The 26,950-nt window shown below is 71.0% G+C and carries 19 protein-coding genes, 1 tRNA gene and 1 pseudogene; 8 read left to right on the top strand and 13 right to left on the bottom strand.

Going from position 1 to position 26,950, the window contains the following annotated elements:
- Nucleotides 1-112: 112 nt before the first annotated feature.
- Nucleotides 113-679 carry an HNH endonuclease gene (locus tag L6E12_RS15015; RefSeq protein WP_374201882.1) on the bottom strand — a complete coding sequence of 189 codons (567 nt, stop codon included), beginning with the start codon at nucleotides 677-679 and terminating at the stop codon, nucleotides 113-115.
- A 262-nt stretch (nucleotides 680-941) separates the two neighbouring features.
- Here L6E12_RS15015 and L6E12_RS15020 point away from each other — a divergent pair, with 262 nt between their 5' ends.
- From L6E12_RS15020 to L6E12_RS15030, 3 genes are all read left to right on the top strand, one after another.
- On the top strand, nucleotides 942-1,922 hold the full coding sequence (locus tag L6E12_RS15020; RefSeq protein ID WP_236228512.1) for a mechanosensitive ion channel family protein: 981 nt from the start codon (nucleotides 942-944) through the stop codon (nucleotides 1,920-1,922).
- Between the two features lie 25 nt (nucleotides 1,923-1,947).
- Complete coding sequence (locus tag L6E12_RS15025; protein ID WP_236228513.1) at nucleotides 1,948-2,331, top strand: globin; 384 nt, start codon at nucleotides 1,948-1,950, stop codon at nucleotides 2,329-2,331.
- Between the two features lie 93 nt (nucleotides 2,332-2,424).
- Entirely contained in the window at nucleotides 2,425-4,002 is a 1,578-nt protein-coding gene (locus L6E12_RS15030) for a glycoside hydrolase family 13 protein (protein WP_236228514.1), read from the top strand.
- A gap of 19 nt (nucleotides 4,003-4,021) precedes the next feature.
- Here L6E12_RS15030 and L6E12_RS15035 read toward each other — a convergent pair whose 3' ends face one another.
- The 5 genes from L6E12_RS15035 to L6E12_RS15055 all read right to left on the bottom strand — a co-directional run bounded on the left by L6E12_RS15035 (nucleotide 4,022) and on the right by L6E12_RS15055 (nucleotide 7,164).
- Nucleotides 4,022-4,240 carry a hypothetical protein gene (locus L6E12_RS15035; RefSeq protein WP_236228515.1) on the bottom strand — a complete coding sequence of 73 codons (219 nt, stop codon included), beginning with the start codon at nucleotides 4,238-4,240 and terminating at the stop codon, nucleotides 4,022-4,024.
- A gap of 70 nt (nucleotides 4,241-4,310) precedes the next feature.
- Nucleotides 4,311-4,943 (bottom strand): hypothetical protein, encoded by a 633-nt coding sequence (locus tag L6E12_RS15040; RefSeq protein ID WP_236228516.1) that lies wholly within the window; start codon nucleotides 4,941-4,943, stop codon nucleotides 4,311-4,313.
- Complete coding sequence (locus tag L6E12_RS15045; RefSeq protein WP_236228573.1) at nucleotides 4,936-5,340, bottom strand: thioesterase family protein; 405 nt, start codon at nucleotides 5,338-5,340, stop codon at nucleotides 4,936-4,938. The genes L6E12_RS15040 and L6E12_RS15045 overlap by 8 nt, the downstream gene beginning before the upstream one ends.
- Nucleotides 5,341-5,419: 79 nt before the next feature.
- Nucleotides 5,420-6,457: a hypothetical protein gene (locus L6E12_RS15050; protein WP_236228517.1), complete on the bottom strand. Its 1,038-nt coding sequence runs from the start codon at nucleotides 6,455-6,457 to the stop codon at nucleotides 5,420-5,422.
- Nucleotides 6,445-7,164 carry a PP2C family serine/threonine-protein phosphatase gene (locus L6E12_RS15055; RefSeq protein WP_236228518.1) on the bottom strand — a complete coding sequence of 240 codons (720 nt, stop codon included), beginning with the start codon at nucleotides 7,162-7,164 and terminating at the stop codon, nucleotides 6,445-6,447. Before L6E12_RS15055 ends, L6E12_RS15050 begins: the two co-directional genes overlap by 13 nt.
- A gap of 227 nt (nucleotides 7,165-7,391) precedes the next feature.
- On the opposite strand from L6E12_RS15055, the gene L6E12_RS15060 reads away from it, so the two are divergent.
- The gene (locus L6E12_RS15060) at nucleotides 7,392-8,261 is read left to right on the top strand and encodes a helix-turn-helix transcriptional regulator (RefSeq protein ID WP_236228519.1); all 870 of its coding nucleotides are present in this window, start codon (nucleotides 7,392-7,394) and stop codon (nucleotides 8,259-8,261) included.
- A gap of 209 nt (nucleotides 8,262-8,470) precedes the next feature.
- Here the strand turns inward: L6E12_RS15060 and L6E12_RS15065 are convergent, their stop codons facing one another.
- The 6 genes from L6E12_RS15065 to L6E12_RS15090 all read right to left on the bottom strand — a co-directional run bounded on the left by L6E12_RS15065 (nucleotide 8,471) and on the right by L6E12_RS15090 (nucleotide 23,718).
- Nucleotides 8,471-13,456: an NAD-glutamate dehydrogenase gene (locus L6E12_RS15065; protein ID WP_236228520.1), complete on the bottom strand. Its 4,986-nt coding sequence runs from the start codon at nucleotides 13,454-13,456 to the stop codon at nucleotides 8,471-8,473.
- 158 nt (nucleotides 13,457-13,614) lie between these two features.
- A complete protein-coding gene (locus tag L6E12_RS15070) occupies nucleotides 13,615-19,149 on the bottom strand; it encodes a hypothetical protein (protein WP_236228521.1) in 5,535 nt (1,844 codons plus the stop codon).
- Between the two features lie 15 nt (nucleotides 19,150-19,164).
- On the bottom strand, nucleotides 19,165-20,841 hold the full coding sequence (gene ettA, locus L6E12_RS15075; RefSeq protein WP_236228522.1) for an energy-dependent translational throttle protein EttA: 1,677 nt from the start codon (nucleotides 20,839-20,841) through the stop codon (nucleotides 19,165-19,167).
- Nucleotides 20,842-20,923: 82 nt separating this feature from the next.
- Nucleotides 20,924-21,181, bottom strand: coding sequence for a Rho termination factor (locus L6E12_RS15080; RefSeq protein ID WP_236228523.1), 258 nt, complete (start codon nucleotides 21,179-21,181; stop codon nucleotides 20,924-20,926).
- Nucleotides 21,182-21,243: 62 nt separating this feature from the next.
- Nucleotides 21,244-21,612, bottom strand: coding sequence for a single-stranded DNA-binding protein (locus tag L6E12_RS15085; RefSeq protein ID WP_236228524.1), 369 nt, complete (start codon nucleotides 21,610-21,612; stop codon nucleotides 21,244-21,246).
- A 102-nt stretch (nucleotides 21,613-21,714) separates the two neighbouring features.
- Complete coding sequence (locus L6E12_RS15090; protein WP_374201883.1) at nucleotides 21,715-23,718, bottom strand: cytochrome c oxidase assembly protein; 2,004 nt, start codon at nucleotides 23,716-23,718, stop codon at nucleotides 21,715-21,717.
- Nucleotides 23,719-23,957: 239 nt separating this feature from the next.
- Between L6E12_RS15090 and L6E12_RS15095 the strand changes: the two genes are divergently transcribed.
- Nucleotides 23,958-24,030, top strand: a tRNA-Arg gene (locus L6E12_RS15095).
- A 529-nt stretch (nucleotides 24,031-24,559) separates the two neighbouring features.
- Here L6E12_RS15095 and L6E12_RS35720 read toward each other — a convergent pair.
- Nucleotides 24,560-24,676 (bottom strand): annotated as a pseudogene (locus tag L6E12_RS35720) (helix-turn-helix domain-containing protein); the annotation flags it as partial.
- Nucleotides 24,677-25,113: 437 nt separating this feature from the next.
- Here L6E12_RS35720 and dut point away from each other — a divergent pair.
- The 3 genes from dut to L6E12_RS15110 are packed head-to-tail and all read left to right on the top strand — an operon-like array spanning nucleotide 25,114 to nucleotide 26,946.
- Entirely contained in the window at nucleotides 25,114-25,593 is a 480-nt protein-coding gene (gene dut / locus L6E12_RS15100) for a dUTP diphosphatase (protein ID WP_374201879.1), read from the top strand.
- Nucleotides 25,594-25,643: 50 nt separating this feature from the next.
- On the top strand, nucleotides 25,644-26,432 hold the full coding sequence (thyX, locus tag L6E12_RS15105) for an FAD-dependent thymidylate synthase (RefSeq protein WP_236228527.1): 789 nt from the start codon (nucleotides 25,644-25,646) through the stop codon (nucleotides 26,430-26,432).
- A complete protein-coding gene (locus L6E12_RS15110) occupies nucleotides 26,377-26,946 on the top strand; it encodes a hypothetical protein (RefSeq protein ID WP_236228528.1) in 570 nt (189 codons plus the stop codon). Before thyX ends, L6E12_RS15110 begins: the two co-directional genes overlap by 56 nt.
- Nucleotides 26,947-26,950: the final 4 nt, after the last annotated feature.

The following is a 26,950-nucleotide window of genomic DNA, read 5'->3' on the forward strand; positions in this document are numbered from 1 at the left end:
CACGCGCGTCACCTCGCTGCACCTGGGCACGCGGGTGACCCGGGGCACGCGCGTCACCGCGGGCACCCGGGTCACCTCGGCCTGAGAACTCCCCCGCCCACCCGGCCGAGCTTCAGGCGGCCTCGCCGAGGTAGGGCAGCCAGAGCGGGTCGGCGTCCGTGACGCCCGCCAGCAGCCGCCAGTGCGGGCCGCGCGGCGCGGTGGGGACCACCCGCAGCCGCCAGCCCAGGTCAGCCAGCAGCTTGTCCGCCTTGCGGTGGTTGCACTTGGCGCAGCACGCGACGCAGTTCTGCCACGTGTGCTGCCCCCCGCGGCTGCGCGGGATCACGTGGTCTATCGTCTCCGCTCGACCACCGCAGTAGGCACAGCGGTAGCGGTCGCGGTGCATGAGACCCGCCCTGGTCAGCGGCACCCGCCCCCGGTAGGGGACGCGGACGTAGCTGCTGAGCCGGATGACGGACGGGACCTGCACGCTGGCCGTCGCCGAGTGCACGATCATGCCGGTCGGGTCACCGTGGACGACCTCGGCCTTGCCGCAGACCACGAGCACCACCGCGCGCCGCAGCGGCAGCGCGGTGAGGGGCTCAAAAGTGGTGTTGAGCAGCAGGACGCGACGCCTGCCCCAGGTGGGTGCTGGCGGCGGCAGCGCCATCGCCACGGGCGTGGGTAGCGGGGTCAGGGCCGCCGGAGCGGCGCGTGCGGACTCGACGGGAGTGCCCTGCGGCGGGCACAGCGTCGGCCGCGGCGCGAGCCCTGGGGGCGCGCCGCGGCGGGTCGGTTGTCGCTCTGGCACTCGACCACCTCCACCGGTGCTGCCTAAGTCGACCACACACCGGCCCCTTCGCGCACGTGTGTTCTCCCACGTGTCCGGCGATCATCCCCCGGAAGGCGCACACCACCGGCTTCGACGTCACCCGGAGTCGTCGCTATCGTCGGCGCCGATGAACGCCACGACCCTGACCCAGTTCCTGGACATGGAAGCCCCCACCTGCACCACCGAGGAAGGCACCTGGTGCGCCGAGGTGTGGCGGTTGACCCACAACGAGTGGTTGGCGGCCTCGGCGAGCTGGCTGGTGGCGAAGCCGCTGAAGATCCTGCTGATCGTGGCCGTGGCAGTCGTGGTCCGGCTGCTGCTGCGGCGGCTGATCGAGCGCGTCACCGCGGGCGACGGCAAGGTGCCCACGGTCCTCAAGCCGCTCAAGGAGCGGGCGCCCGGCGCCTTCGGGAACCTGATCTCCGAACGCCGCGCGCAGCGGGCCAGAACGATCGGCTCGGTGCTCAAGTCGCTGGTGACGTTCATCGTCTACGGGTTGGCGTTCATCCTGGCGCTCGGTGAACTGGGGCTGAACCTGGGTCCGATCATCGCCTCGGCCGGGATCGTCGGCGTGGCGCTGGGCTTCGGCGCGCAGAACCTGGTGAAGGACTTCCTGTCCGGGATCTTCATGATGCTGGAGGACCAGTACGGCGTCGGTGACGTCGTGGACGTCGGCGAGGCCAGCGGCACCATCGAGGCGGTCGGCCTGCGGGTGACCACGCTGCGCGACGTCAACGGGACGGTCTGGTACGTGCGCAACGGCGAGATCCTGCGGGTGGGCAACTCCAGCCAGGGCTTCGCGGTGGCGGTGGTGGACCTGCCGGTCGGCTACAGCGCCGACGTGGCCCAGGTGACCGAGCTGCTGGAGCGGGTCGCGGGCGAGGTCGTCGGCGAGGAGGGCGTGTCCGAGGACGTCATCGAGCCGCCGGTCGTGCTCGGGGTGGAGAAGGTGACCCCGGAGAGCCTGATCGTGCGGATGACGGTGAAGGTGCGCCCGGGCAGGCAGTGGGCGGTGCAGCGGGCGCTGCGGGCCCGCGCGCTGCGCGAGCTGGAAGCCGCCGACATCGCCCCGCCGATGGGCAGGCTGTTCCCCAACCAGACGCCCTGAGCGCCGGTGAGCGAGGATTGACCCCGTGGGCACACCCGAGAGCTTCTACGACGCCGTCGGCGGCGAAGCGACCTTCACCAGGATCGTGGCCAGGTTCTACGCCGAGGTCGAACGCGACGAGGTGCTGCGGCCGATGTACCCGGAGCCGGAGCTGGCGGCGGCCGAGGAGCGGCTGCGGCTGTTCCTGATCCAGTACTGGGGCGGACCGCACACCTACTCCGACCAGCGCGGGCACCCCCGGCTGCGGATGCGGCACAACCCGTTCACCATCGGCCCGATCGAGCGCGACGCCTGGCTGCGCTGCATGCGGATCGCGGTGGACGAGGAGCGGCTGCCCGAGCACCAGCGGACCCAGCTGTGGCAGTACCTGGAAATGGCCGCCAACAGCATGATGAACAGCTGGGTCTGATCCGCTCACCGAGTGCGGCAGATCACCCCGGGCGCAACCGGAGTGATCGGATTCCCCGGTGCGCCGGGCCGCGGACTGGCAGGATGGTCGACCGTGGGAGCAACCGCCGACGACGCCGCGGCGCCGCCGTGGTGGCGCGACGCGGTCTTCTACCAGGTCTACGTCCGCTCGTTCGCCGACTCCGACGGCGACGGGGTGGGGGACCTGGAGGGCATCCGGTCCCGCCTCGGTTACCTGGAGCTGCTCGGCGTTGACGCGCTGTGGCTGACCCCGTTCTTCACCTCGCCGATGGCCGACCACGGCTACGACGTGGCGGACCCGCGCGACGTCGACCCGCTCTTCGGCGACCTCGACGCGTTCGACCGGCTGGTGTCCGACGCGCACGACCACGGCATCCGGGTCACCATCGACCTGGTCCCGAACCACACCAGCGACCAGCACCCGTGGTTCCGGGCGGCGCTGCGCGGCGGCCCCGAGCGCGACCGCTACCACTTCCGCGACGGCCGGGGCCCCGACGGCTCCCAGCCGCCGAACAACTGGACCAGCGTCTTCGGCGGCCCGGCGTGGACGCGCACCCCGGACGGCCAGTGGTACCTGCACCTGTTCGCCCCGGAGCAGCCCGACCTGAACTGGGACAACTCCGACGTGCGCGCCGACCTGGTGCAGACGCTGCGGTTCTGGCTCGACCGCGGCGTCGACGGCTTCCGCATCGACGTGGCGCACGGGATGGCGAAGGCGGCGGGCCTGCCCGACCTGGACCCGGCGGTGGTCCCGGTCCGGACCGGCGCGCACGCCCACCCGGAGGCCGACCCCCGGTTCGACAACGAGGACGTGCACGACATCCACCGGATGATCCGCCAGGTCGTCGACCGCTACCCGGACACGGTGACGGTCGGGGAGATCTGGGTGGAGACCGACGAGCGCTTCGCCCGCTACGTGCGCCCGGACGAGCTGCACTTGGGCTTCAACTTCAAGCTGGCGCTGACCGGGTTCGACGCCGACTCGGTGCGCCGCACGGTGGAGAACTCCCTCGCCGCGGTGGCCGACTCGGGGGTGCCCCCGACCTGGACGCTGTCCAACCACGACGTCGAACGCCACGTCACCCGCTACGGCGGCGGAGCGGCGGGCACCCGGCGGGCCCGGGCGATGGCCCTGGTGCAGTTGGCCCTGCCGGGCGTGACGTTCCTCTACAACGGCGAGGAACTGGGCCTGCCCAACGCCGACCTGCCGGACTGGGCGTTGCAGGACCCGATCTGGGAGCGCAGCGGCCGCACGGTCCGGGGCCGCGACGGCTGCCGCGTCCCACTGCCGTGGGAGGGCGCGCCGCCCACGTTCGGCTTCTCCACCGGCGACCGCTCGTGGCTGCCGGTGCCCGCGGAGTGGGCGGGGTACACGGTGGAGTCGCAGCTGGAGGACCCGGCGTCGATGCTGTCGCTGTACCGGCACGCGCTGGAGGTCCGCAAGACCACGGAGGCGTTCGCGGGCACGGAGCTGGAGTGGTACGGGGCGCCGCCGGGGTGCTTCGCGTTCCGCCGCAAGGGCGGCGGCCTGATCTGCGCGCTGAACACCTCGGACGCCCCGGTGCCGCTGCCGCCCGGGCAGATCCTGCTGGCCAGCGGTCCGATGGCGGGCGAGGAACTCCCGCCGGAGACCGCGGTCTGGCTCGTCTGACCGGTCGCCGGGGCGCCGCTCACTCGCCGAAGCCCTCCGTGGCGATCGCCGTGAACAGGAGCGCGGGAACGCTGAGGTGGGCGACCTGCGCCGCGACTTCCCTGGCGCGCTCGGCCCGGGAGCGCTCGATCCGGATCTCCGGTTCCATCTCACCGGGTGGCCGGTCGCGGCGCCACTCCGCGCCGTCGGTGCCGGGGGTCGTCTCGTGCAGCCACTCCGCGGTGGGGTCGTCGCTCATACCGGTAAGACGTCCGAGGCGGTGGTGGGGATTCCCCTCGCGCCGATCCATAAGGATTCGGTCGGGGAACTCAGACCAGCAGCGGCAGGAGGGCGTGCCTGCGCCGCACGACCGCGCCGTAGCGGGCGTCGAGGCGCAGCCACGAGTCGGTGGCGGTGACCCGGATGGTCTCGTCCTCGCCGTCGGTCAGGAACCCCATGCCGGAGAGCGCGAACAGGCAGCGCAGCGGCACCTTGATCTCCAGGCCGTCGCCGCTGACCGTCAGCACCGTCTGGTCGAGCAGCGAGGCGGGCGGTGTGCCCTGCGGCCCCACGTTCTCCTTGGCCACGGCGATGCCCTTGTCGGCGAGGTCGTTGACCAGCTTGGCGGGCAGGTGGTCGACCTGCTGCCAGTGCCGGGTGGGCGGCAGCGCCGAGCGCCACAGCATGTCCTGCGAGAGCCCCGGGTCGAGCCGGTCACCGCGCACGACGGCCAGGGTGGCCAGCAGTTCGTTGCCGGACACGGTCATGTCGCCGGGTTCCAGCGTCGCCCGAGCCGACCGGGTCGCCAGCACGTCGAACGGCGTGGAGGTCCACGCGTCGACCAGCCCACCCTCGCGCGCCTTGAGCCGCACCACGGCCTGCTGGTCCAGCCGCACCGCCCTGGCCACGAAGGCACCCAGGTCGGACCGCTCGTCGGGGTCGGCGAAAACCAGCTCAGGCACTGTTGTCCCCGTCCTCGGGCACCGCGTTGTGCCAGGTGCTGAGGAACTCGCGCTCCCCCTGGCTGATCCGCCGCGGCTTCTGCGCCACGAAGTCGAACGGCGCCAGCGTCGTCGAGGCGGTCACCGCCACCGGGTCGTCCTCGGTGGGACCGCTGCGCACCCGGTAGTCGAGCACGAAGTACGCCGACCGGATCTCCCGCACCGAGATCTCCACCCGCAGCGTGGTGCCGAAGGCGAACAGCGGGGCTTTGTACTGCACGTCCAGCCGTGCGACGACCAGTCCCTTGGCCAGGTCCTCGGTCCCGTAGGCGGCGGCCTCCCGGAACAGCATGTCGCCGCGGGCCTCTTCGAGGAGCGTGACGGTCCGGGCGTGGTTCACGTGCCCGTACATGTCCATGTCCGACCACCGCGGCCGCACCTCAGCCACAAACGCACCCACCCGCGACCTCCCGCACGTCACCCAAACCCCCCGAACCCTAGCGGCGCGGACCGCCCCCGTGGGCAACCGGGGGAAGACGCGGGGGTCCGGCGGTGTGGCGGCAGAAGCGGTGCGGAACCAGGTCTTGGTCAGCGGCGACCAGGAGGCGTTCGCGGATCAGGTAATCCGGGAGTTCGTGGCGGTGCCCCACGGGCTCACCCCAGATCTCGGTGACCACCTCGTTCAGTGCGCGCTCCAGCGCCGTGTGGGAGGTGAGGCCCATGCACAGGCGCGTCTGCCTGCGTTCCAACGGTTTCGGCGACTCGACACCGGGGGTGAAGTACTCGCGGTAGTGGGCGGCGAGGACAGCCCGGTGGCGGGGTTTGCGGCCGAAGAGGAGCTGGACGCGCACGGCGGCGCCCGACAGGCCGATGCTGGTCTCTGGTCCGGTGATCGCCTCAGGGACCTGCGGGGACGCGGTCGCCGGGGTCGAGACGAGGACGCGGACCCGGTGACCCCCGACGGTGACCTCGGATTCCCCGTCCGGCAGCGGAAAGGCACAGCGCTCGCCGACGGTGAAGCGACGACCTTCCGTCGTGGCGTAGACGACCACCGGGGTGGCATTGTCGTGGCCGTTGACCAGCCACCACTGTCCGCCCATGTGGCGCAGCGCAGGCGCACTCGGGGTGCGGGAGAGTCGTTCATCGGCGCCACCGCTGAGGAAGTCGCGGTCGAGCGAGAGGCGATCGGCCGCGGTCAGGGTGCGCTCCGGGCGGGCGTGGAAGTCCACGGTCAACTCCGCCGCGGAATCGTCGACCAGACCCGTCGTCGACCCGCCGATCGGACCCGCCATTCGGTCGCTGACCGGATCTGCCATCAGGCCGTCGGTCAAGACCGCCATTCGGCCGCCGGTCGGACCCGCCGCAAGGCTGCTGATCGAGTCCGCCACCGGGCCGCTGGCCGGGTCCGCCATCCGGCCGCAGGTCGAATCCGTTGTCAGATCGCCGGTCTGACCCGCCGTCACATCGCCGGTCGAGCCCGCCGTCGAGTCGCCGGTCGAGTCCGCCGCGGGGTGCTCGGCGGTCAGCCCTGCCACGGGGTGACCTCGGCGACGACGACGGTGACGTTGTCGCGCGCACCCGCGGCGCAGGCGGATTCGACGAGCATCCGGGCGACGTCCGCGGGCGGGGAGGGCCGCAGGGAGTCGAGCAGGGCGACGACGGCCTCCATTCCCAGGGCGTCGAAGAGACCGTCGCTGCTGAGCAGGTAGCGGGTGCCCGGCGCGGCGAGGTGGGACCACAGCTCCGGTTCGACGGTGGGCCCCATGCCGACGGCGCGCATGAGGGCGGAGCGGTTGGGGTGGCGGGCACCCTCCTCCGGGGTGATGTGGCCGCCCGCCACCAGCTCCTCGGCGAGGGTGTGCGCGCGGCCCAGGCGGGTGACCCGGTCGGTCTGCACGAGGGTGAAGCTGTCGCCGACGTGGGCGCCGCGCACCTCCCACCCCGCCGGTCCGGGCACCAGGGCGGCGATGTCGACGGTGGTGGCCATGCCCGCGGTGGCGGGGTCGGCTTCGGCGTGCGCGACGACGGCCGAGTTGGCCCGTTCGGCCAGCAGTGCCGGGTCGGTGTCCGGCCCGGCGTCGACCACGGCCCGCACGGCGACGGCCGAGGCGACCTCCCCCGCCGGGGCTCCGCCGACGCCGTCGGCGACGACCAGGAGGCGGGGATCGGCGTGCGCGGAGTCCTGGTTGGTTTCCCGCTCACCCAGCGCGGTGAAGGCGGCCGCCATGAAACGCATCTGCATGGGTCCACCGTGCCGGCGCGGCGGTGTGCCCGACAGGGGGAGGGCTCTCCCCGAGACCGTTTGCCCGTCCGAACCGCCCCCTCGATCGATCGGACGCGGTTCGCCGTGGCGGAACCTCGCCTCGAAGCGCTGATCGCCTCGTACAACCAAGCTATCCGCGCACTGTGCGCCGCGCAACGCACGAAAGAGTGAATGCGCTGCGCACAGTTCGGCTATATCGTGGAGCCATGCCGTCAGACACGACCCGCCGCAAGCGCCAGCTCGGGCGTTTCATGGAGTCGATCCGCAAGCGCCACGAGCCCGCCATGCTCCCGGAGGCACTGGCCGACGCGGTGGAAACCTCCCGGGCGACCATCTCCCGGATGGAGAACGGGTTGCAGGTGCCGAACAAGCACCTGTTCATCGCGATCCTGGGCGCCCTCGGAGCCAACACGGAGGAACGCTTCGAGGCCCTGCTGCTGTGGACGCACGCCAAGCAGAGCACCGTGCGCATCGAGCACGCCACCGACTTCCCACCGGAGTACGTGGCGTTCCGGCGCGACGAGACGCAGGCACTGGCCGAACTGACGATCGACTACACCACCCTGCCTGGCCTGCTCCAGACCGCCGACTACGCCAGGGCGGTCGCCGACGCCTCCAGGCTGCTCGGCGGGCACGACAGCGCGTGGAGCGAGCGCGCGGGCGAGGAACGCGCGGCTCGGCAACGGCTCCTGCTCGGGGAGGACCCGCTCCGACTGCACGCGCTCGTCAGCGAAGCCGCGCTGCACCTCCGGGTGGGTGGCCCGGAGGTGATGGCGGAGCAGTTCGAGCACCTGCTGGCGATGGTGGAACTGGAGAACGTGACCTTCCAGGTCGTCCCGTTCCGCGCGGGCGCGTTCGGCCCGATGAGCGGGCCACTGGTCATCCTGGAGTTCGACAACGACGCGGAAAGCCCGTACTCGGTCTACCTGGAGTACCCGACGGGCGGCAAGACCGTGGAGCGCGAGCCGGACGTCTCGTCGTTCACCACCCTGTTCGGCGCTGTGCGGGAACTCGCTGTCTCGGAAGAAGAAACGGTCCACCTTGTGCGCACCGAACTTGAGAAGATCGGGAACTGACGATGGGCGGGCTCAGGAATGGCCTCGGTGGCGGGGGCGCCCGCGTGGAGTGGTGGACCACGCTCGGGGAGGCCGGTGTCGGGACTCCGAGAGCCCGACGACCGGTCGCCTCCGCTTCGACGGGACCGCGGTCGCCGCGTTCCCGGTGGGCGCCGAACACCCACCCGCTGGGCGGGCTCCCGGACACGGTGCCCGGGAGCCCGCCCGGCTCAGCGGACCATGCTGCGCAACTGCCGGGCCGCCACCGACAGGGTGGCGAGGTCGAGCCTGCCCGACGCGCGGATCTCCTCCAGGGCCACCCGGGACCGGGCCAGCCGCGAGGCGTTGGCCTGTTCCCACACGGTGATCTTCTCCGCCGCGGGCACCCCCGGGTCGGCCTGGGCGAGCACGTCCAGCGTGATCGCCCGCAGCGACCCGTACAGGTCGTCGCGCAGCGCCAACCGGGCCAGCGCGTGCCAGCGGTTCCCGCGCTCCAGCGCACTGATCGAGGTCAGCAGCACGTCGAAGTCGAGGTGGTCCGACAGCGCGTAGTACAGCTCCGCCGTCTCCAACCCACTGCGCTCCGCCTCCACCCCACCGTCCTGTTCGGACAGCTCGGCGGCTTCCGTCACGTCCAGCAGGGCGTAGGCGTCGAGCAGCGTCGCCACCCGGCGGGCCAGGTCGGCGGGGACACCGGCGGCGACCATGCGCTGGGCGTCCGCCTCCGCTTCCGCACGCGCCTGGCCCCGCAACAGCCCCGGGACCTCGGCGAGCAGCGACTGCACGGACTCGCGGAAGCGGGTGATCTCCGCCCCCACCGCCAGCGGCTGCGGGCGGTTCGACAGCAGCCACCGGGCCGCGCGGTCGAGCACCCTGCGGGTCTCCAGCACCATCCCGTCGGCGACCTCGGTCGGGACCACGTTGTCCAGCGCGTCGATCTCGCGCCAGATGGCCGGGAGGTCGAAGATCCTGGTCACTGCCGCGAACGCGCGCACCACGTCGGTGGCGCTGGCGTTGAGCTCCTCGGCCAGGCGGAACGCGTACGTCACGCCCGCGCCGTCGACGACCTCGTTGACCAGCAGCGTCGTGGTGATCTGCCTGCGCAGCGGGTGCGCGCTGATGGCCGGGCCGAACCGCTCGCGCAGCTGCGACGGGAAGTAGTCCGGCAGCCTGCGGGCGAACACGTCCTGCTCGGGCAGGTCCGAGGTGAGGACCTGCTCCTTGAGCGCCAGCTTCACGTGCGCCATCAGGGTGGCCAGCTCGGGCGAGGTCAGCCCCTCCCCCGCCTTGTCCATGGCCCGGAACCGCTCGCGGGTCGGCAGTGCCTCCAGGCGGCGGTCGAGGCCGGTGTCGCGCTCCAGGGCGTCCACCAGCCGCGCGTGCACCGGCACCATCGCGGCGGCGTGCGCCCGGCCCGCGCCGAGCACGGCGTTCTGCCGGTAGTTGTCGGCGAGGACGAGCTGGCCGACCTCGTCGGTCATCTCGGCGAGCAGCGCGTCGCGCTGCTCGCGGCCCAGGGCGCCGTCGCGGACCAGGTGGTCGAGCAGGATCTTGATGTTGACCTCGTGGTCGGAGCAGTCCACCCCCGCGGAGTTGTCCAGCGCGTCGGTGTTGACCTTCCCGCCGCGGGCGGCGAACTCGATCCGGCCGCGCTGGGTCAGGCCCAGGTTGCCGCCCTCGCCGACCACCTTGACCCGCAGCGCGGCCCCGTCGACGCGCAGCGCGTCGTTGGCCTTGTCACCCACGTCGGCGTGCGACTCCGTACTGGCCTTGACGTAGGTGCCGATGCCGCCGTTCCACAGCAGGTCGACCTCGGCCAGCAGCACGGCCTTCATCAGTTCCTGCGGCGAGAGCTTGCCGACGTCCTCGGGCAGGCCCAGCGCCCTGGCCGCCTGCGGGCTGACCGGGATCGACTTGAGCGATCGCGGCCAGACACCACCGCCCTCGCTGATCAGCGCCCGGTCGTAGTCGTCCCAGGACGACCGCGGCAGCTCGAACAAGCGCTTGCGCTCGGCGAAGGCCTCGGCCGTGCTCGGCTCGGGGTCGATGAAGATGTGCCGGTGGTCGAAGGCCGCGACCAGGCGGATGTGCTCCGAGAGCAGCATCCCGTTGCCGAAGACGTCACCGGACATGTCGCCCACGCCGACCACGGTGAACGGCTCGCTCTGGGTGTCGATCCCCAGCTCGCGGAAGTGGCGCTTGACCGCCTCCCACGCGCCCTTGGCGGTGATGCCCATGGCCTTGTGGTCGTAGCCGACGGAACCGCCGCTGGCGAACGCGTCTCCCAGCCAGAAGCCGTAGGACGCGGCGACCTCGTTGGCGATGTCGGAGAAGGTCGCGGTGCCCTTGTCGGCGGCGACCACCAGGTAGGTGTCGTCGCTGTCGTAGCGGACCACGTCCGGTGCCGGGATCGTCTCGCCCAGGTGCAGGTTGTCGGTGAGGTCGAGCAGGCCGGAGATGAACATCCGGTAGCAGGCGATGCCCTCGGCCATGAAGGACTCGCGGTCCAGGCTCGGGTCGCCGGTGGGGGTGATCGGGCGCTTGACGACGAACCCGCCCTTCGCGCCGACCGGCACGATGACGGCGTTCTTCACCGCCTGCGCCTTGACCAGGCCGAGCACCTCGGTGCGGAAGTCCTCACGGCGGTCCGACCAGCGCAGCCCGCCGCGCGCGACCGCGCCGAAGCGCAGGTGCACCCCCTCGACGCGGGGCGAGCAGACGAAGATCTCGAACCGCGGCCGCGGCTCCGGCAGCTCCGGGATCGCCCGCGGCTCGAGCTTCACCGCCAGGTACGGGCGGGGATCGCCGTTCTCGTCGCGCACGTAGTAGTTGGTGCGCAGGGTCGCCCGGATGACCGTGAGCAGGCTGCGCAGGATGCGGTCCTCGTCGAGGCTGGTGACCTCGTCGATCATCGCGGTGATCTCGGTGGTCTGGGTGGCGGCGCTGCCGAGGCGGGACTGCTCGGACAGCGCCGGGTCGAACGAAGTCTCGAACAGCCGCACCAGCGCGGTCGCCACGTTGGTGTGGGCGAGGACGGCGTCGGCGATGTAGGTCTGGCTGTGCGGGGTGCCCGCCTGGCGCAGGTAGCGCGAGTAGGCGCGCAGCACCGAGGCCTGCCGCCAGGTCAGACCGGCGCGCAGCACCAGGGCGTTGAACTTGTCGGCCTCGGCATCACCGCGCCACATGGCGGCGAAGGCGTTCTGGAAGTCGTCCTTGAGCTGGTCGATGTCCTCTTCGCCGCGCGCTTCGAGCACCACCGGGTCGATGCGCAGGCCGAAGTCGTAGATCCACCACGGGCTCCCGCCGTCGTTGCGCAGCTCGTACGGGCGCTCGTCGACGACGGTGACCCCCATGCGCTGCAGCATGGGCAGCACGTGGGAGAGGGTGACGCCCTTGCCGGAGAGGTAGAGCTTGAACCGCCGCTCCCCCGGTTCCGGGTTCTCCGGGACGTAGAAGGACATCCGCAGGTCGGTGTCGGATTTGAGGTCCTGCAGCTCGCGGAGGTCGGCGAGGGCGACAGCAGCGCTGAAGTCCTCCTTGTAGGCCTCCGGGAAGATCGCGGCGTAGCGCTGGCCCTGTTCGGTGGCCGACTCGGCGCCGACCGCCCCGCCGCTGTCGACCCGGCTGCGCTGTTCACCGAGCAGCGCCTCGACCATGAGGTCGTCCCAGCCGCGGACGGCCTCGGTCAGCCGCTCCTGGATGCGGGTGACGTCGGGTTCCACGGCACGACCGGGGTCGGTGTGGACGATGAAGTACACCTGCGCCAGTGGGGTCTCGCCGACGCGGGTGCTGAACTCCAGGTTCGTACCGGCCAACTCGTCGAGCAGGACCTCCTGCATGGCGATGCGCGAGGTGGTCGTGTAGCGGTCGCGCGGCAGGAACACCAGGCAGGAGAAGAACCGGTTGTAGGCGTCGCGGCGCAGGAACAGGCGCAGCCTGCGGCGGTCGGCCAGCGCGATGACACCGGTGGCGGTGGCGTAGAGGGCGTCGGTGCTGGTGGAGAACAGCTCGGCGCGCGGCCAGTTCTGGATGACCTCCAGCATGCGCTGCCCGGAGTAGGACTCCATCGGGAAGCCGGCCTGGTGGATCACGTTGCGCACCCGGCGTGCCACTACGGGGATGTCGAGGACGTCCTCGTGCAGGGCGGTCGTGGTGAACACACCGAGGAAGCGGTGCTCGCCGGTGACCTCGCCCCGCTCGTTGAAGATCTTGACGCCGACGTAGTACGGGTAGGTCGACCGGTGCACTGTGGACGGTGCGCTGGCCTCGGTGAGCACCAGCAGCTTCGGCGCCAGCGCGTGCGCGACGGCGTCCGGGCCCGCGGTGAGGCTGCGCGCGGCGAGGCTGTCCTGGCGGAGCACGCCGAGACCGCTGGCCAGCACGGCGCGCAGGGCGGGCTCCCCCTCGCCGTCGGGGTGCACCAGTTCGTTGCGGCGGTAGCCGAGGAAGGTGAAGTGGCCGTCGGCCAACCAGCGCAGCAGCGCGGCGCCGTCGGTGATCTCCTCGCGGTCCTCCAGCGGCGGCGGGGTGTTCTCCAGCTCGTCGGCCAGCGCCCGGGCGGTCCCGGCCATCCGGTCGGTGTCCTCGACGACCTCGCGGACGTCGTTGAGCACGGTCAGCAGACCGTTCTCGATCTCCCGCGCCCGGCCGCCGTCGGTCACCAGGTCGATGACCTCGATGTACATCCAACTCTCGGCGAAGGCGTCGTCCGGCGGCTGGATCGGGTCGGCGGTGGGCAGCACCTCCCGCAGCGCCCCCGCCACATCGCGGCGGACCACGACGATCGGGTGCACCACCCGCTGCACCTGCACACCGCAGCGCACCAGCTCCGCGGACACGGACTCGACGAGGTACGGCATGTCGTCGGTCACCAACTGCACGACGGTGCCGTTCGAGGACCACCCGTCGGCGCCGGAGTTGGGGTTGAGCAGCCGCACGGAGGGCCGCCCGGGAACCCGGCGCTCGGCCAGGTCCGCGTGCGACCGCACGGCACCGACGAGGTCCACCGGATCGTCCCCGACGACCTCCTCCGGTGGGATGTAGCGGTAGTAGAGGCGGATCAGGTCGGCGATGTCGGGCGCCTGCCCTGCCGCGCGCTCGATGAGGTCGTCGCGGTTCTGCTCGGGGCTGCTGGTGGTGACCGGTCGCCCCGTCGACTCCGGGCCGTCAGCGCTGACGGCTCTGTCGAGGCGGGTCGAGTAACCAGTCGAGGTCATGGTTTTTCAGCTCCACATCGGTGGTGGCACGCCGGTGTGCCACCTACGGCTTGCGCGTGATGTTACGCCTGATGCCCCGTTTTTCCGGCGAATCACCGGAGGCGCAGGGTTGTCGAGCAGGTTTCCGTTGCCGGTCGCTCGTGTGCGGCGGATTTCGGTCATCCGCTGTCGAAGTCGGCCGGGGCCCACTCCGAGGAGCGGTGCCTGCCGTGATCACCACCGGGATCGGCCGTTCGGCCGATCCCGGCGTCGCTGTCGGCGCTCCGGCCTGCTCCACGGCCGGTGTCGCGCTCGGGTCGGGGGGATCGAGTCGGGGCCGGGTCGGTGTGCTCGGGGTCGGCGGCCCGGGCGTCATCCGCCCAGGCGGACCCGTTGCGCTCACCCTCGGGCTGGGTGGCCTGGAAAGCGGCCATCGCCTCGGCGAGCAGGTCGGCGAGGCCGCTGGAGGCGGTGCGCTCGCGCCTGCCGCCCCGGCGGGGCGGCAGGTCCGGGGGGCGGACCTCGGGGCCGTGCAGGGGTCCGAGGGAATCGGCGGAGGTGGTCTCGGCGGGACGTGGGAGACCGCGAAGCCTGGCGGAGAAGTCGATGGCGCGGCGGTCGGCGAGGCTGGCGACGTTGTCGGGGATCGCCGGGGGCTCCGGATCGGCCTGCGGTTCAGGGGCGGCCGGGGACTCGAGGATGGGCCGGGCACCTGCCGTCGAATCGGCCGGGGAGCCTGCCGCGCCGTCGGCGCCGGGATCGGCTTCGGTGCCCGGAGCAGCCTGGGAGGTGGTCGCGCGATCGGTTCCGGTGGTGACCTGCGCAGCGGAGAGGGGGGTCAAGCCGGAAATGGCCCGGAAACCTGACTCGGTGTCCGATCCGGGGATGGTGCGGGGGGTGGTGTCGGGGTCCGCGCCGGGATCGGTGCGGGGGTCGCCGGTGGGTTCGTCGTGGCCCGGGGGCGGTTCGACCTCGGGTGCGGCGGGCCGTGGGTCCGGGGAGGGGATCTCGTCGGGTTCGGGTGGGCTGGGGATGGTGGCCTCGGGCGGGACGGCGGGTTCTCCGTCCTGCGCCCGGCGACGGCTGCGGCGGGCGGGGATCACGCCGAAACGGTTGAGGACCAGACGGGCGGCGCTGGGCTCGTCGGACTGGGCAGTGCCGGACCCGTCCGGTGCCGGGGTAGAGGCGCCTGCCTCGGCGTCCGCGCTCGGGGGGTCCCCATGCTCGGTGCGGGCGTCGGCGCCTGCCGGTGTGGTGGTGGCTGCTTCGGTGGGATCGGTGCCGAGGTCGGCGGCACCCGCGCGGCGGGTGCCGCCGAAGCGAACCTCCCCGACGGGGAAGTCACGCAGCAGCGACTGGACATCGACCGGTCGCGTCGGTGTGGTGCCCGGAGGAGGAACCGCCGACTCGGCGGGAGACTGCGCAGCCATCGAGCCTGTCGGGACGGCGTCTGGTGGAAGAACGGCCGACCCGGTGGGGAGGGCCGCTCCGACCGAGCCCGTGGGAGCTGTGCCTGACGGGTGAGCGGCCGACCCGGCAGGGGGTTCCGGGTCGACCGGACTTGCGTGCGTCGCGGCCGGTGCAGGAACAACCGGCTCGGCCACAAGCCGGGCGACAGCAGGGTCGACGGGCATGGCGCCTGACGCGGGAGCGCTTGGCCCGGAAGGGAATTGGAGCGCGGTGGGATCTGTCGGCGTGGCACCCGATGCGGAGGCGATCGCCCCGGCAGGGGGCTGCACAGTGTCCGGGCCTGCGGGGGTGCCGTCGGCGGCAGGAGCCTCGGGGTTCGCAGCGAACTCGGTGGCGGTGGGGCTCGCAGCGGACTCGGTGTGGGTGTCGGGCTCGGGAGCACCCGCGTAGCGGGTGCCGCCGAGGCGGACCTCTCCGCTGTCGAACTTGCGGAGCACGGACTGGACGTCGAGGGGACCGCCGACCGCCGGATCGTTGTTGGGGCCGGCGACGGCGTCTTGGCCGCGGCGACGGACGCCCGCGGTGTCGGCGCGGCGGGCCTGGGGATCGACCTTGCCGCTGACCTGCTGCACCCGGCGGCGGAGTTCGGCGGTGTCGAACCGGCGCAGGGCGGAGCGGGCGTCGACGGTCTCCCCGGAGGCGGCCTGGGCGCGACGCCGGAGGCGGTCGGTGTCGTTGGTACCACCGTCGGTGCCGGTGCGGTCGGCGGCGCGGCGGGCGCCCCCACCGCTCTCCGCGCGGCGGCGGAGTCCACCGGTGTCGGCCCGGGAACCACGCCCCGCGACCCGCCGGATCTCGGCACTGTCGAAACGGCGGAGGATGGCCTGCGCATCCGTGCCATCGGCGGCACCGGCCTCGTGCCGGGCCCCGACAGCGTCGGCAGCGGCGCCGTCCCGGGCCGCGACACCGTCCTGTGCGGTACCGCCTGCGTACGCGGCACCGGCGCCGTGCTGGGCAGTACCCGCCTCGTGTCGAGCACCGCCGCCAGCGCCCGCGGCGCCGTGCTGGGCGGCGACACCGTGCTGACCAGCGCCGCCGTACTCGGCGACACCGGCCTCGTGCCGGGCGCCGCTGGTGTCGGCACTGTCGGCACTGTGCTGCGCGGTACCACCGGCGTGCTGGGCGGCGCCGGTGTCGTCTCGGCCTCCAGCGGCGCCGGGCTGGACGGTCATGCCGTGCTGGGTGGTGCCGGTCGCGCGGCGAGTGCCTGCGGTGTCCGCGGGGGCGGCGCCGTCTTGCGCGGCCACGCCGTGCTGGATGGGGTCGGCCTCGCGCCGGGCGCCTGCGGTGGCGGCGTCGGGTTGGGTGGGGTCGGCGCCGTGGCGTGGGGTGGCGCTGTTTTCGCGTGGGTCGGTGGTGGGCCGGTGGTGGGCCGCTGCGGCGTTGTGGCGGGAAGGGGTCGGGTCGGATGTGGGGATTTCCGGTGGGAGGGCGGTCGGGTCCTCGCCGCCGAAGGGGAGGTCCTCGGCTCGGCGCCTGCCGCCGCTGGTGGGTTGGCCGGTGACGCCGGAGCGCGACAGCAGGGCGGCGACGTCGGAGCCGATGCCGGGGGCGGCCAGTTCCGCGGGCGAGGGCCTGCGGATCTCCTGGCTCGCCCGGCGGGAGGCTCGCCTGCCGAGCGTGCCGGGTGGCGGGATGCGGTGCACGGACCAGTCGGCCGGGTCTCCTTGCACCGCGAACGGACCGGTGGCGGCACTCCCCTCGGTCGCCTCGCCTCGACCGGACCACTCGGTCCCGGGGACGGCAGGGCCCGGCGCAGTTGGTTCTGCTGCGGCCGAACCGGACCCGGGCGGCGAAGCGGCGAAGTCTCCCGGCTGGGCGCCCCCTGACCGAGCAGCGGTCGAACCCGATGCCGAATCACCGACACCGGACCACGAGGCGGACGAGCCTGCGGACCCAGCGACGCCCGATCGAACAGCAGTCGAACCGTCGACGCCAGACCACAGGGCGGGCGAGGCCTCGGGCTCGGTGGCGCCGGGTCGAGCAGTGGCCGAGGTGGACGCGAGTCCGGTGGGGCTGGACCAAGGGATGTCGGAGTCACCGAGGTTTGTGGTGTCCGGTTGTGCGACAACGGTTCCCGGGGTCGGACCGGTGGCGGGGTCGGGGTTTTCTGGTCCCAAGTGGACGCTTTCGGCAGTGGGGTTGCCGGGAGCGGTGGTGGCGCGGGCGTCGCCGGGGGTGGGTTTGGGGCGGCGGAGGGCGTCGGCACGGCGGGGGGTGGTTGTGGGGGTGGTGGTCAGGGCGGTGAGGGCATCGCGGGCGGCGAGGAGGAGGTCTTCGATGCCGTCGCGGGGGCCTTCGGGGGTGCCGGGTCGGGTGGCGACGCCGGTGGTGATGCCGACGCCGTGGTTGGGGTGGCCGGGGAGCCAGTCGCCGTCGGTGGTGTCGCGGATGGAGGCGGCCAGGCGTTCGGCTTCGTCCTGGGTGGTGTTGGGGAGGAGGACGGCGAACTCGCCCCGGTCGGAGCGGATGAACTCGGCGTCGTCGGGGGCGAGGGCTCGGACGTGGCCCGCCAGGGCGTTCAGCAGGGCCTCACCGCCGATCGGCAGGGCGTCCTCGGGCGGGTCGACCGGGTCGACGAAACCCCGGGGGGCGACGCGGACCAGGGTGGCGGAGTAGTCGCTCTCGTCCGGACCCGGGGCCGACGAATCAGTGGCGGACCGGGTGGCCGCAGCGGTCGAGTGGGCGGGCGCGGATGACGGCGCGTCCGACGGGGTGGACGACGAAACCGGTCCGGCGGTCAGCAGATCCGGTGTGCCCGACCGCGAACCCGACTCGGCGGCAGGTCCCATCGATCCATCCGCGGACAAGCCTGGAGCGGCACCGGCGGAGTTCGACGCACCCGATCGCGTTCCCGGTGCGGCGGAGTGCGTTCCCGACACCGCCGACCGCGATTCCAGCGCCACCGGGTCCGTTCCCGGCACCGCAGAGTGCGTTCCCGACGCGACCGGGTGTGGAACCGCTGCGGCGGAAGGCGCGGCGAGATCGGGGGACGACGGCTGTGCGGGGGGTCGCGGCCTCGCGGTGGCGGTGGAGCGGTGCGTCCGGTTCGGGTGGGGGTTCGGGGCGGCGCCGGACAGGTTCAGGGCGGGTGGGGGCGTTGTCCTCGTGTCCGAAGGGGTGTGGCCCGGGGGGCGGACCACCGCGTCGTGGAGGAGGGAGGTGGCGCGGGTGGGGTCGGGGGTGGCGGTGCCGACCTCGGTGGCGAGGAGGGTGCGGGCCGATTCGGCCGCGGTGAGGTGGCGGTACTCCGCGGCGCGGGCGGAGCGCAGGGCGTGCAGGGCCTCCGTGGGGTGGGCGGCCTCTTCCTCGGCGTTGGCGAGGAGGGTCCAGGCGTCGCCGAGGAGGGAGTCGAGGTGGTGGCGTTCGGCGGTGCGGACGACCTCGAACAGCAGGGCTCGGCCGGTTCTGGCGCGGCCCGCGGGGAGGTGGACGCGGGTGGCCAGGGCGAGGCGGAGCCTGCCCAGGGCCGGGGCGGAGGTGGCGCGGAGCGGCTCGGCCAGGGCGGGTGCGGCGGCGTCCGCCGCCTCGTCCGCGCCGCCGTCGTCGAGGAGGGCGCAGACCAGTTCCAGGGTGAGCCTGCCGCGGGCGCGGCCACCCTCGATCCGCTTGTCCGCCATGCGATTCAGCAGGGAGAGGCCGTCGCGGGCAGACTCGGCCGCCGCCTCGGTGTCGCCGTGGCGGCGGTGGTAGGCCGCTGCCTCGGCGGCCAGTAAGGCGCGGTCCAGGCGGCGGCCGTCCTGGCTGAGCCCCTCGTCGGCGGCCAGCAGCCGGTCGGCCTCGGCGAGCACGTCCTCCAGGTCGTCGCGGCCGCCGACGTGGGTGGTGCAGGCGACCAGCTCGCCGAGCGCCAGTGCCCGGGTCGCCTGGCGCACCGATGCCGCGGCGAGCACGGGCCGGAGCAGTTCGGCGCCCACCAGCGGGTCGCCGAGGGCCCTGGCCGCGGCGGCCAGGGCGGTGCGCACCGCGGCGGCCCGTTCGACCAGGCCGCCGCCGGTGAGCGCGCGCAGCGCCGCCAGGCCCGGTTCGACCGCCTCGGCCGGGCGGCCGAGGTGGACGAACGCGGTGCCCAGCAGGGCCTGCGCCCGGGTGCGGGTGGCGGCGTCAGCGGACCCGGCGAGGGCGCGCGCCGCGAACTGGACCGCCAGTTCGGGTGCGCTCCACCGCAGGCGGTCGGCCACGTCCACGAGTGCCGTGCACTCGGCCGCGCCGACCGTCGCGGTCAACTCGTTCCAGGCCGCCACGTCGCCGGTCCCCACCTAGTCGCGGGTCAGCTTGCGGTAGGTGACCCGATGCGGTCGGGCCGCGTCGGCACCCATCCGCTCGATCTTGTTCTTCTCGTAGCCCTCGAAGTTGCCCTCGAACCAGAACCACTTCGACGGGTTCTCCTCCGTGCCCTCCCACGCGAGGATGTGGGTGCAGGTCCGGTCGAGGAACCACCGGTCGTGGGAGATGACCACCGCGCAGCCGGGGAACTGCTCCAGCGCGTTCTCCAGCGAACCCAGGGTCTCCACGTCGAGGTCGTTCGTGGGTTCGTCGAGCAGGATCAGGTTCCCGCCCTGCTTGAGGGTCAGCGCCAGGTTCAGCCGGTTGCGCTCACCACCGGAGAGCACGCCCGCGGGCTTCTGCTGGTCCGGGCCCTTGAAGCCGAACGCGCTGACGTAGGCGCGGGAGGGCATCTCGACGAGGCCGACCTTGATGTAGTCGAGGCCGCCGGAAACGGTCTCGAACACGGTCTTCTTCGGGTCGATGTTCTCCCGGTTCTGGTCGACGTAGGACAGCAGGACCGTCTCGCCGACCTTCACCGTGCCGTCGTCCGGCTTCTCCAAGCCGACGATCGTCTTGAACAGGGTGGTCTTGCCGACGCCGTTGGGGCCGATGACGCCGATGATGCCGTTGCGCGGCAGGTCGAAGGACAGGTCGTCGATCAGCACGCGGCCGTCGAAGCCCTTCTTCAGCTTCTCGACGTCGACCACGATGCTGCCCAGGCGGGGGCCCGGCGGGATCTGGATCTCCTCGAAGTCGAGCTTCCTCGTCTTCTCGGCCTCCGCCGCCATCTCCTCGTAGCGCTCCAGGCGGGAGCGGGACTTGGTCTGGCGCGCCTTGGCGTTCGAGCGGACCCAGGCCAGCTCGTCCTTGAGGCGCTTCTGCAGCTTCTGGTCCTTCTTGCCCTGGACCGCGAGCCGCTCGGCCTTCTTCTCCAGGTAGGTGGAGTAGTTGCCCTCGTAGGGGTAGGTACGGCCGCGGTCGATCTCGAGGATCCACTCGGCCAGGTTGTCGAGGAAGTACCGGTCGTGGGTGACCGCCAGGACGGCGCCCTGGTACTGGGACAGGTGCTGTTCGAGCCAGAGCACGCTCTCGGCGTCGAGGTGGTTGGTGGGCTCGTCGAGCAGCAGCAGGTCGGGCTTGGAGAGCAGCAGCTTGCACAGGGCGACGCGGCGGCGCTCACCACCGGAGAGGTGGGTGACGTCGGCGTCCGGCGGCGGGCACCGCAGGGCGTCCATCGCCTGCTCCAGCTGCGAGTCGAGGTCCCACGCGTCGGCGTGGTCCAACTCCTCCTGCAGCGAGCCCATCTCCTCCATGAGCTCGTCGGAGTAGTCGGTCGCCATCAGCTCGGCGATCTCGTTGTACCGGTCGAGCTTGCCCTTGATCTCGCCGACCGCCTCCTGGACGTTGCCCAGGACCGTCTTCTCCTCGTTCAGCGGGGGTTCCTGCTGCAGGATGCCGACGGTGTAGCCGGGCGAGAGGAAGGCCTCGCCGTTGTTCGGCTGGTCCAGTCCCGCCATGATCTTCAGCACGCTGGACTTGCCCGCGCCGTTGGGGCCCACCACCCCGATCTTCGCGCCCGGGAGGAACTGGATGGTGACGTCATCAAGGATGACCTTGTCCCCGTGCGCCTTGCGCACCTTCTTCATGGTGTAGATGAACTCGGCCATGGCAGCGATCGTAGAGTGGTCGGCCGGGCGGCTCGACCGCGACCGGGGGGATTCACCGGCCGCGGCCGAATGCGAACACCCCTCAGTGGTCGCGCAGCGCCTTGACCAGTTCGTCCTTGGACATCGACGAGCGGCCGTCGATCCCGATCTCGGCCGCGCGGTGGCGCAGGTCGTCGACGGTCCAGTCCTCGTACGAACCGGACTTGCCGCCCTTCGCCGACACCGAGGACTTGCCGCGGGCGGCGGAGGCGTTGGCGATCCTGGCCGCCTTCTCCTTGGACTCGCCCTTGTCGCGGAGCGCCTCGTAGGTCTTCTCGTCCTTGATGCTGGGGTTCGGCACCGGTCTCCTCCGTTCGTCGGGTGCCGTCGGGGTGCCCGGCTCGCCATCAGCACAAACACCCCTCATGCGGCGAGGGACAGCGGCACGTCGGGGCCCGCGGTGAAGCGCAGGTTGCGGCCTACGGCCGTCGCCCGGACCTCCAGTGCGACGCGCTGGACGCCCTCGTGCTCGAACTCGCGGCAGCGCAGCCTGCCGTGAACGAGCACCGGGTCGCCGCGCTTGAGGTCCGTGGCCACGTTCTCGCCGAAGCGGTCCCAGCACTGCACGTCGACGAAGATGCTGTGCCCGTCGACCCAATCCTTGGTCTCCGGGTCGTAGCGGCGTTCCCGGCTCACCATGCGGAACCGGGTCACCTGCGAGTCGCCCTCGAAGCGCCGCTGGGTGATCTCCCCCGCCACCCAGCCGGTCATGGTCACCATCGTCTCGTTCACCGTCGGCCTCCGTTTCGGTCGTGTGGGACCAACGGTGCCGGGCAGGCGAGGGGGGATCCAGGCCGGTTTCGAACCTGTGGATGGTTCAGGGGTTGTGGACAACTACTGACGCTTGTCCGCCATTTGGCGGAGCATGGCGTTGTAGGCGTCGAGTTCGTCGGAGTCGCCCTCGTCGACCCGGCGGTCGGACCGGCGCGCCTCCCGGTCGTCGGACCGGGACCACTGCACGAGGAGGGCGATGAGGACCAACAGCAGCGGGATCTCCCCGGAGGCCCAGGCGATACCGCCGCCGAGCCGCTGGTCGGCGGCGAGGTCGGTGTTCCACGGCAGGCCCAGTGACTGGTAGAAGCGCTGGCCCACCACGGTCTGCGTGCTCATCAGGATCACGCCGAAGAAGGCGTGGAAGGGCATGGAGGCGAAGACCAGGCCCAGCCTGCCCAGGTGCGGGAGCCTGCGCGGGGCCGGGTCGACGCCGATGACCGGCCAGTAGAAGACGTAGCCGACGACGAGGAAGTGGGCGTTCATGACCAGGTGCGCCCAGTGCTCCTCCACAGCCGAGTCGAACAGACCGGAGAGGTAGAGGCCGTAGAAGGAGCCCACGAACAGCACCAGGGCCACGACGGGGTTGGTCAGCAGGCGCGACACCGGGGAGTGCACGGCGGAGAGCAGCCACTCCCGGGGACCGGGCGGGTTGTCCCGGCCCGCGGGGGGCAGCGCGCGCATCGCCAGGGTGACCGGCGCGCCCAGCACGAGCAGCACCGGCGCCAGCATGGAGAGCATCATGTGCGTTTCCATGTGCACGCTGAACATGGCCGGGGAGTAGCGCCCGAAGCCGGAGGACGTGGCGAGCAGGATGACGAAGCAGCCTGCCAGCCAGGCCGCCAGCCTGCCTGCGGGCCAGGCTATGCCGCGCTTGCGCAGCCGCTGGAAGCCGCGCAGGTAGAGGGCGGCCATGACCAGCGCGGCGGTGCCGAAGACCAGGTCGAAGCGCCAGTCGAAGACGAGCCGCAGCGCGGTCGGGGGCTCGTCCAGCGGGTAGCCGAGTTGGAGTTCGGTGCGGCCGGGCTGCGCGGTGGCGCCTTCGGGCGGCGGGGTGCGGGCGAGGGCGGCGGCGACCCCGATGGTCACCAGCATGACCAGCACCTCGACCCCGGCGAGGCGGACCAGCGCCCCCCGGCTCCCCCGCTCGACGACGGCCCGGACGCCCCGCTCGCGCTGGAAGTACCCGAACACGCCGAGGGCGAGGAGGAGGACCAGCTTGGCCAGCACCAGCAGCCCGTAACCGGAGGTGAACAGGTCGCCCAGGGGCAGCCGGACCAGGGCGTTGACCACGCCGGACAGCGCCATCACCACCCAGCAGACCAGGGCGACCCTGGAGAACCGGGAGGCGGCGAGCCCCAGGTGCTCGGCGCGGCGGCGGCCGTGCGCGAGCAGGGCGATCAGCCCGCCCACCCAGACCGCGGCCGCGACCAGGTGGAACAGCAGGCTGTTGGTGGCGACGTCGTGCTGGCCGCCGCTGGAGGAGTGCCCGGTGACCGCGACCGGCGCGATCCCGACGACGGCGATGGCGAACAGCGCGGCGGTCCACCCCCAGCTCAGCGCGATCCGGGTGCCGACCAGCACGACCAGGGCGAACCCGGCGGTCAACAGCCAGGCCTTGGCCTGCTCCAGGGTGCCGACCAGGTTGAGCAGCACATCGGAGCGCAGCACGTCGAACACGCTTGTCCCGACGGCGTCGGCGGCGGTCAGCGGGGTCGACAGCAGCGCGCCCAGGAACCACACGGCCGCACCCCACCCGGCCATCCGCAACGCCCCGTAGCCCCCGACGTCCAGCGTCCCGGACTTCTGCGGCGGCACGAAGAAGGCGGCGAACAGCAGCCCGCCGACGGTGACCACGGACCCGGTCTCGGTGATCACCCGGACGATCGTGAGCGCGTACTCGGTGAACGGGTCCGGCTTCGGCAGCCCGGGCAACTCGGTGGTGGTCCCACCGGTCAGCGTGAGCAGCACCACGGCGATGACCGCCGCGAGCAACCCCCCGACGAGGAGCAGCGCCAGCACGCTCCCGGTGCCACGCACCGGAGCGGACGCCTCACGTCCAGTCACACCGTCGACAGCCACGATCCGAGCCTAATCGCCACGTCACCACCCACCGGAGGCACGGCCACCGCACGACGACCCCCACTGCTGCAACCGCGCCGCCCCAGCCCCGCGATCGGCTGCTCGCGGCGTACGCCGAACGCCCACGCCCCACCCGATGCGGCCGAACCCGAAACGCGAGGACCGTCTCTGGCGATCACACAGGGGGAACGGACTACTGTGCTCCCTCGGCAGTCCGCCCCCGCGCCCCTGTAGCTCAGCGGATAGAGCAGGAGCCTTCTAAGCTCTTGGCCGCAGGTTCGAGTCCTGCCAGGGGCACCGAAGTGTGCTTGTCCGAACTTCCGGCCGGAAGTCGGATGTCGAGGTCAGCGCGGATAACTCCCAGCAGCACCACCAGGTGCTGCTGGGCAGTTCGTCGGTTCTGTCTTGGGTGGCGGCGACCAAAGCGGTCACTGTGACAACGTCAGGCGTCCCAACTTCCGCCCGTTCGGGTAGAAGCTGAACCCGTTCGACTGACGGTCGATCTCAATTTGGATCGATAAGCACAGCGAAGGGTGCTGCAACGGCAACCGTTGCGCCCCTTCGTGGCCGCTGACTGCCACGTCAGCTCAGCATTCGATTGGGAAGCTTGAGCGTCTCGCGCAGCTTGGCCCCGATCAGCGCCTTCAGTCCCGACGTCGACTGGATCGTGCCCCAGTACTCCTCGACCCCGGAGATCAACATTGCCTTGAGCCCGCAGTCCGCTCATACGGCTGTCGTCCCAAGCAATACCGGCACACCACCCGTGGCGGTTCTCGGCATTGGTGATCATCGGTCGTGGACCGCACTCGCCACCCAGGCGTTTTTCGATGAACCTGTGACGCCACTTGGCCACCGTGGGATGTGAGACGCCCAATCGCCGCACGACGTCCATGGTGGACAGGTCTCGGTGCAGGTCAGCGCGGTCAGTGATCGAAATGCCCACGCCTGCGTGGTCGAACGACGTTCCAGCCTTGCACCGTCTGCCGCTCGCGGTCGGTCAACTCAACCGGGGCAACGCGGGTCCACGACGAGCCACCACAACAACTTGCAATGAATCAACGGCTCAGGACACCAGTACGTCAGGGCCTCGCGGCAATCGCTGACCAGGCAGCGGTTGCTGCCGCCGAGCAGATCGGGCGACGCACATCGGACCGAAGCAGCAGCGAAGCCGGGTGTTCGGAAACCTGTTGCCCAAGCTGACATCGCAGCGCAGCGGCAACGCCGCTCGCGTCGACGACCTGTCGGCCGACGCCGACTCTCGGCGCCACCATGATGCGCGAACCGGTCGACCGACAACGTGGCGGCAGGGGGATGCTTTGCGGGACCGGCGGCGCACCACCACGTGTCGGAGCTTACGAACCAGGCGCCTGCCATGAGACTATGCGCCGACATCTCGTCACCGAAAACGAACGGAGTACCAGCCTCGTGGGTCAACTCATCCGGGTGAAGCTCCTGGATCCAACAGCACAGGTTCCGCAGATCGCCCACCCAGGCGATGCCGGGGCGGATCTCTTCACCACAGCAGACATCGTCCTGGGCCCAGGTCAGCGGTGTCTCGCTTCGACCGGCATCGCGATTGAATTGCCACCAGGACTTGCCGGCTTCATCCACCCGCGGTCAGGCCTTGCCGCGAAGCACGGTCTGTCGATCGTGAATTCCCCCGGAACGATTGACTCCGGATATCGGGGCGAGATCAAGGTTGCTCTGATCAATCTCGACCAGCAGAAAACCATCGAACTTTCCCGAGGCGATCGGATTGCCCAACTCGTCGTCCAACGCGTAGAGGATGTTCTTTACCAGCAGGTCGAAGAGCTTGATGTGACAGCACGAGGCGAAGGCGGCTTCGGGTCGACCGGTTGAAGTCGACAGTTATTTTCACCGGCAGTGCCACCCCGGAAAGCAGATGAGCCATGCTTGAGACCAAACCCGCAGTTTTTCTCATATCGAGACCGCAAATCGACTGGGCCGCCATGGGCGAGTACCTGGACGTTGTCGACGGGACGGGTTGGTATCGTCGAATCGTGGAGCTCGATGCTCCCGACGGTGAGAAACTTGTCGAGTTCATGGGGCGCATGTGTTATCGCTCCTGGGAGGCCGGCCTGAACCCGAATGTCACCCGAGTTCGGCAGGACAGTTCCGAGTACCTCGGTAACATCATCTCAAGCGCGCACGGCAGCGTCCTCGAGCACATCAACTATTCATTTGTATTTCATCACGTCAGCAGGGTGTTCACACACGAGCTGGTTCGTCACCGCGCAGGCACGGCCATCAGCCAGGAATCTCTCCGATACGTGCGCCTGACTGACATACCGTTTTCCCACCCGGCGTACGTTCTGGACAACCCCGAACTCCTGCAGGCGGCCAACGCACTGCTGGAACAGATGGAAAAGTTCCAGGAACTCACCGTTCAGGCCACAGGGATAGATCGACCCGACACCAGCTTCAAGGACAAGAAGTCCATCACCTCTGCTGCCAGGAGGTACGCGCCCGACGGCCTGTCCACAACGATTGGTTGGACAGCCAACGTGCGCGCGCTCAGGCATATCATCGCCATTCGAACCGACTCTGCAGCCGAAGCAGAAATTCGGGTCGTATTCGACCAGGTGGCGACACTGATGAAGGCAGAACTTCCGGCGTTGTTCGGTGACTTTGACCGCGATCAATCCGGAAGTTGGAAGCCTCAGTTCCACAAGGTCTGACAACCTGGACCGCCTGACGATTTTTCATTTGGAAAGGAAAAGCGGAATGAATCACATTGACGCCGTCGACACCAAGCGCGTCGACCCGGACCTGTCACTTCCGGACAGAGAGCCAGGTGCTGCCGCCTTCGACTTTCCTTGCCGCGAGGATGTCACGATCGAGCCCGGCAAAATTGGAGTCATCCCACTCAACAGCATCGTGAAGGTACCCAAGGGGTACTTTCTGTTGCTCGCCATCCGTAGCAGCACCCCGGTCAAACGTGGTCTGATCCTCGCGAATGGCATTGGTATCGTGGACCCCTTCTTCTGCGGCGACCAGGACGAGATTGTGATGCAACTGCTCAACATCACTTCCCGACCTGTCACCGTGAAGCGCGGTGAGCGACTCGCGCAAGGAATGTTCATCCGAGCGGAGTCATTCCGGTGGAACGAAGTTTCTTCAATGGGTTACCAACGTGACGGCGGCAAGGGCTACGACCTTGCGGATGTCGACCGAGCTGTTGTCTCAGTATAGGAAT

The sequence above is a fragment of the Actinokineospora sp. PR83 genome (genome assembly GCF_021056305.1).
GTDB lineage: Bacteria > Actinomycetota > Actinomycetes > Mycobacteriales > Pseudonocardiaceae > Actinokineospora > Actinokineospora spheciospongiae.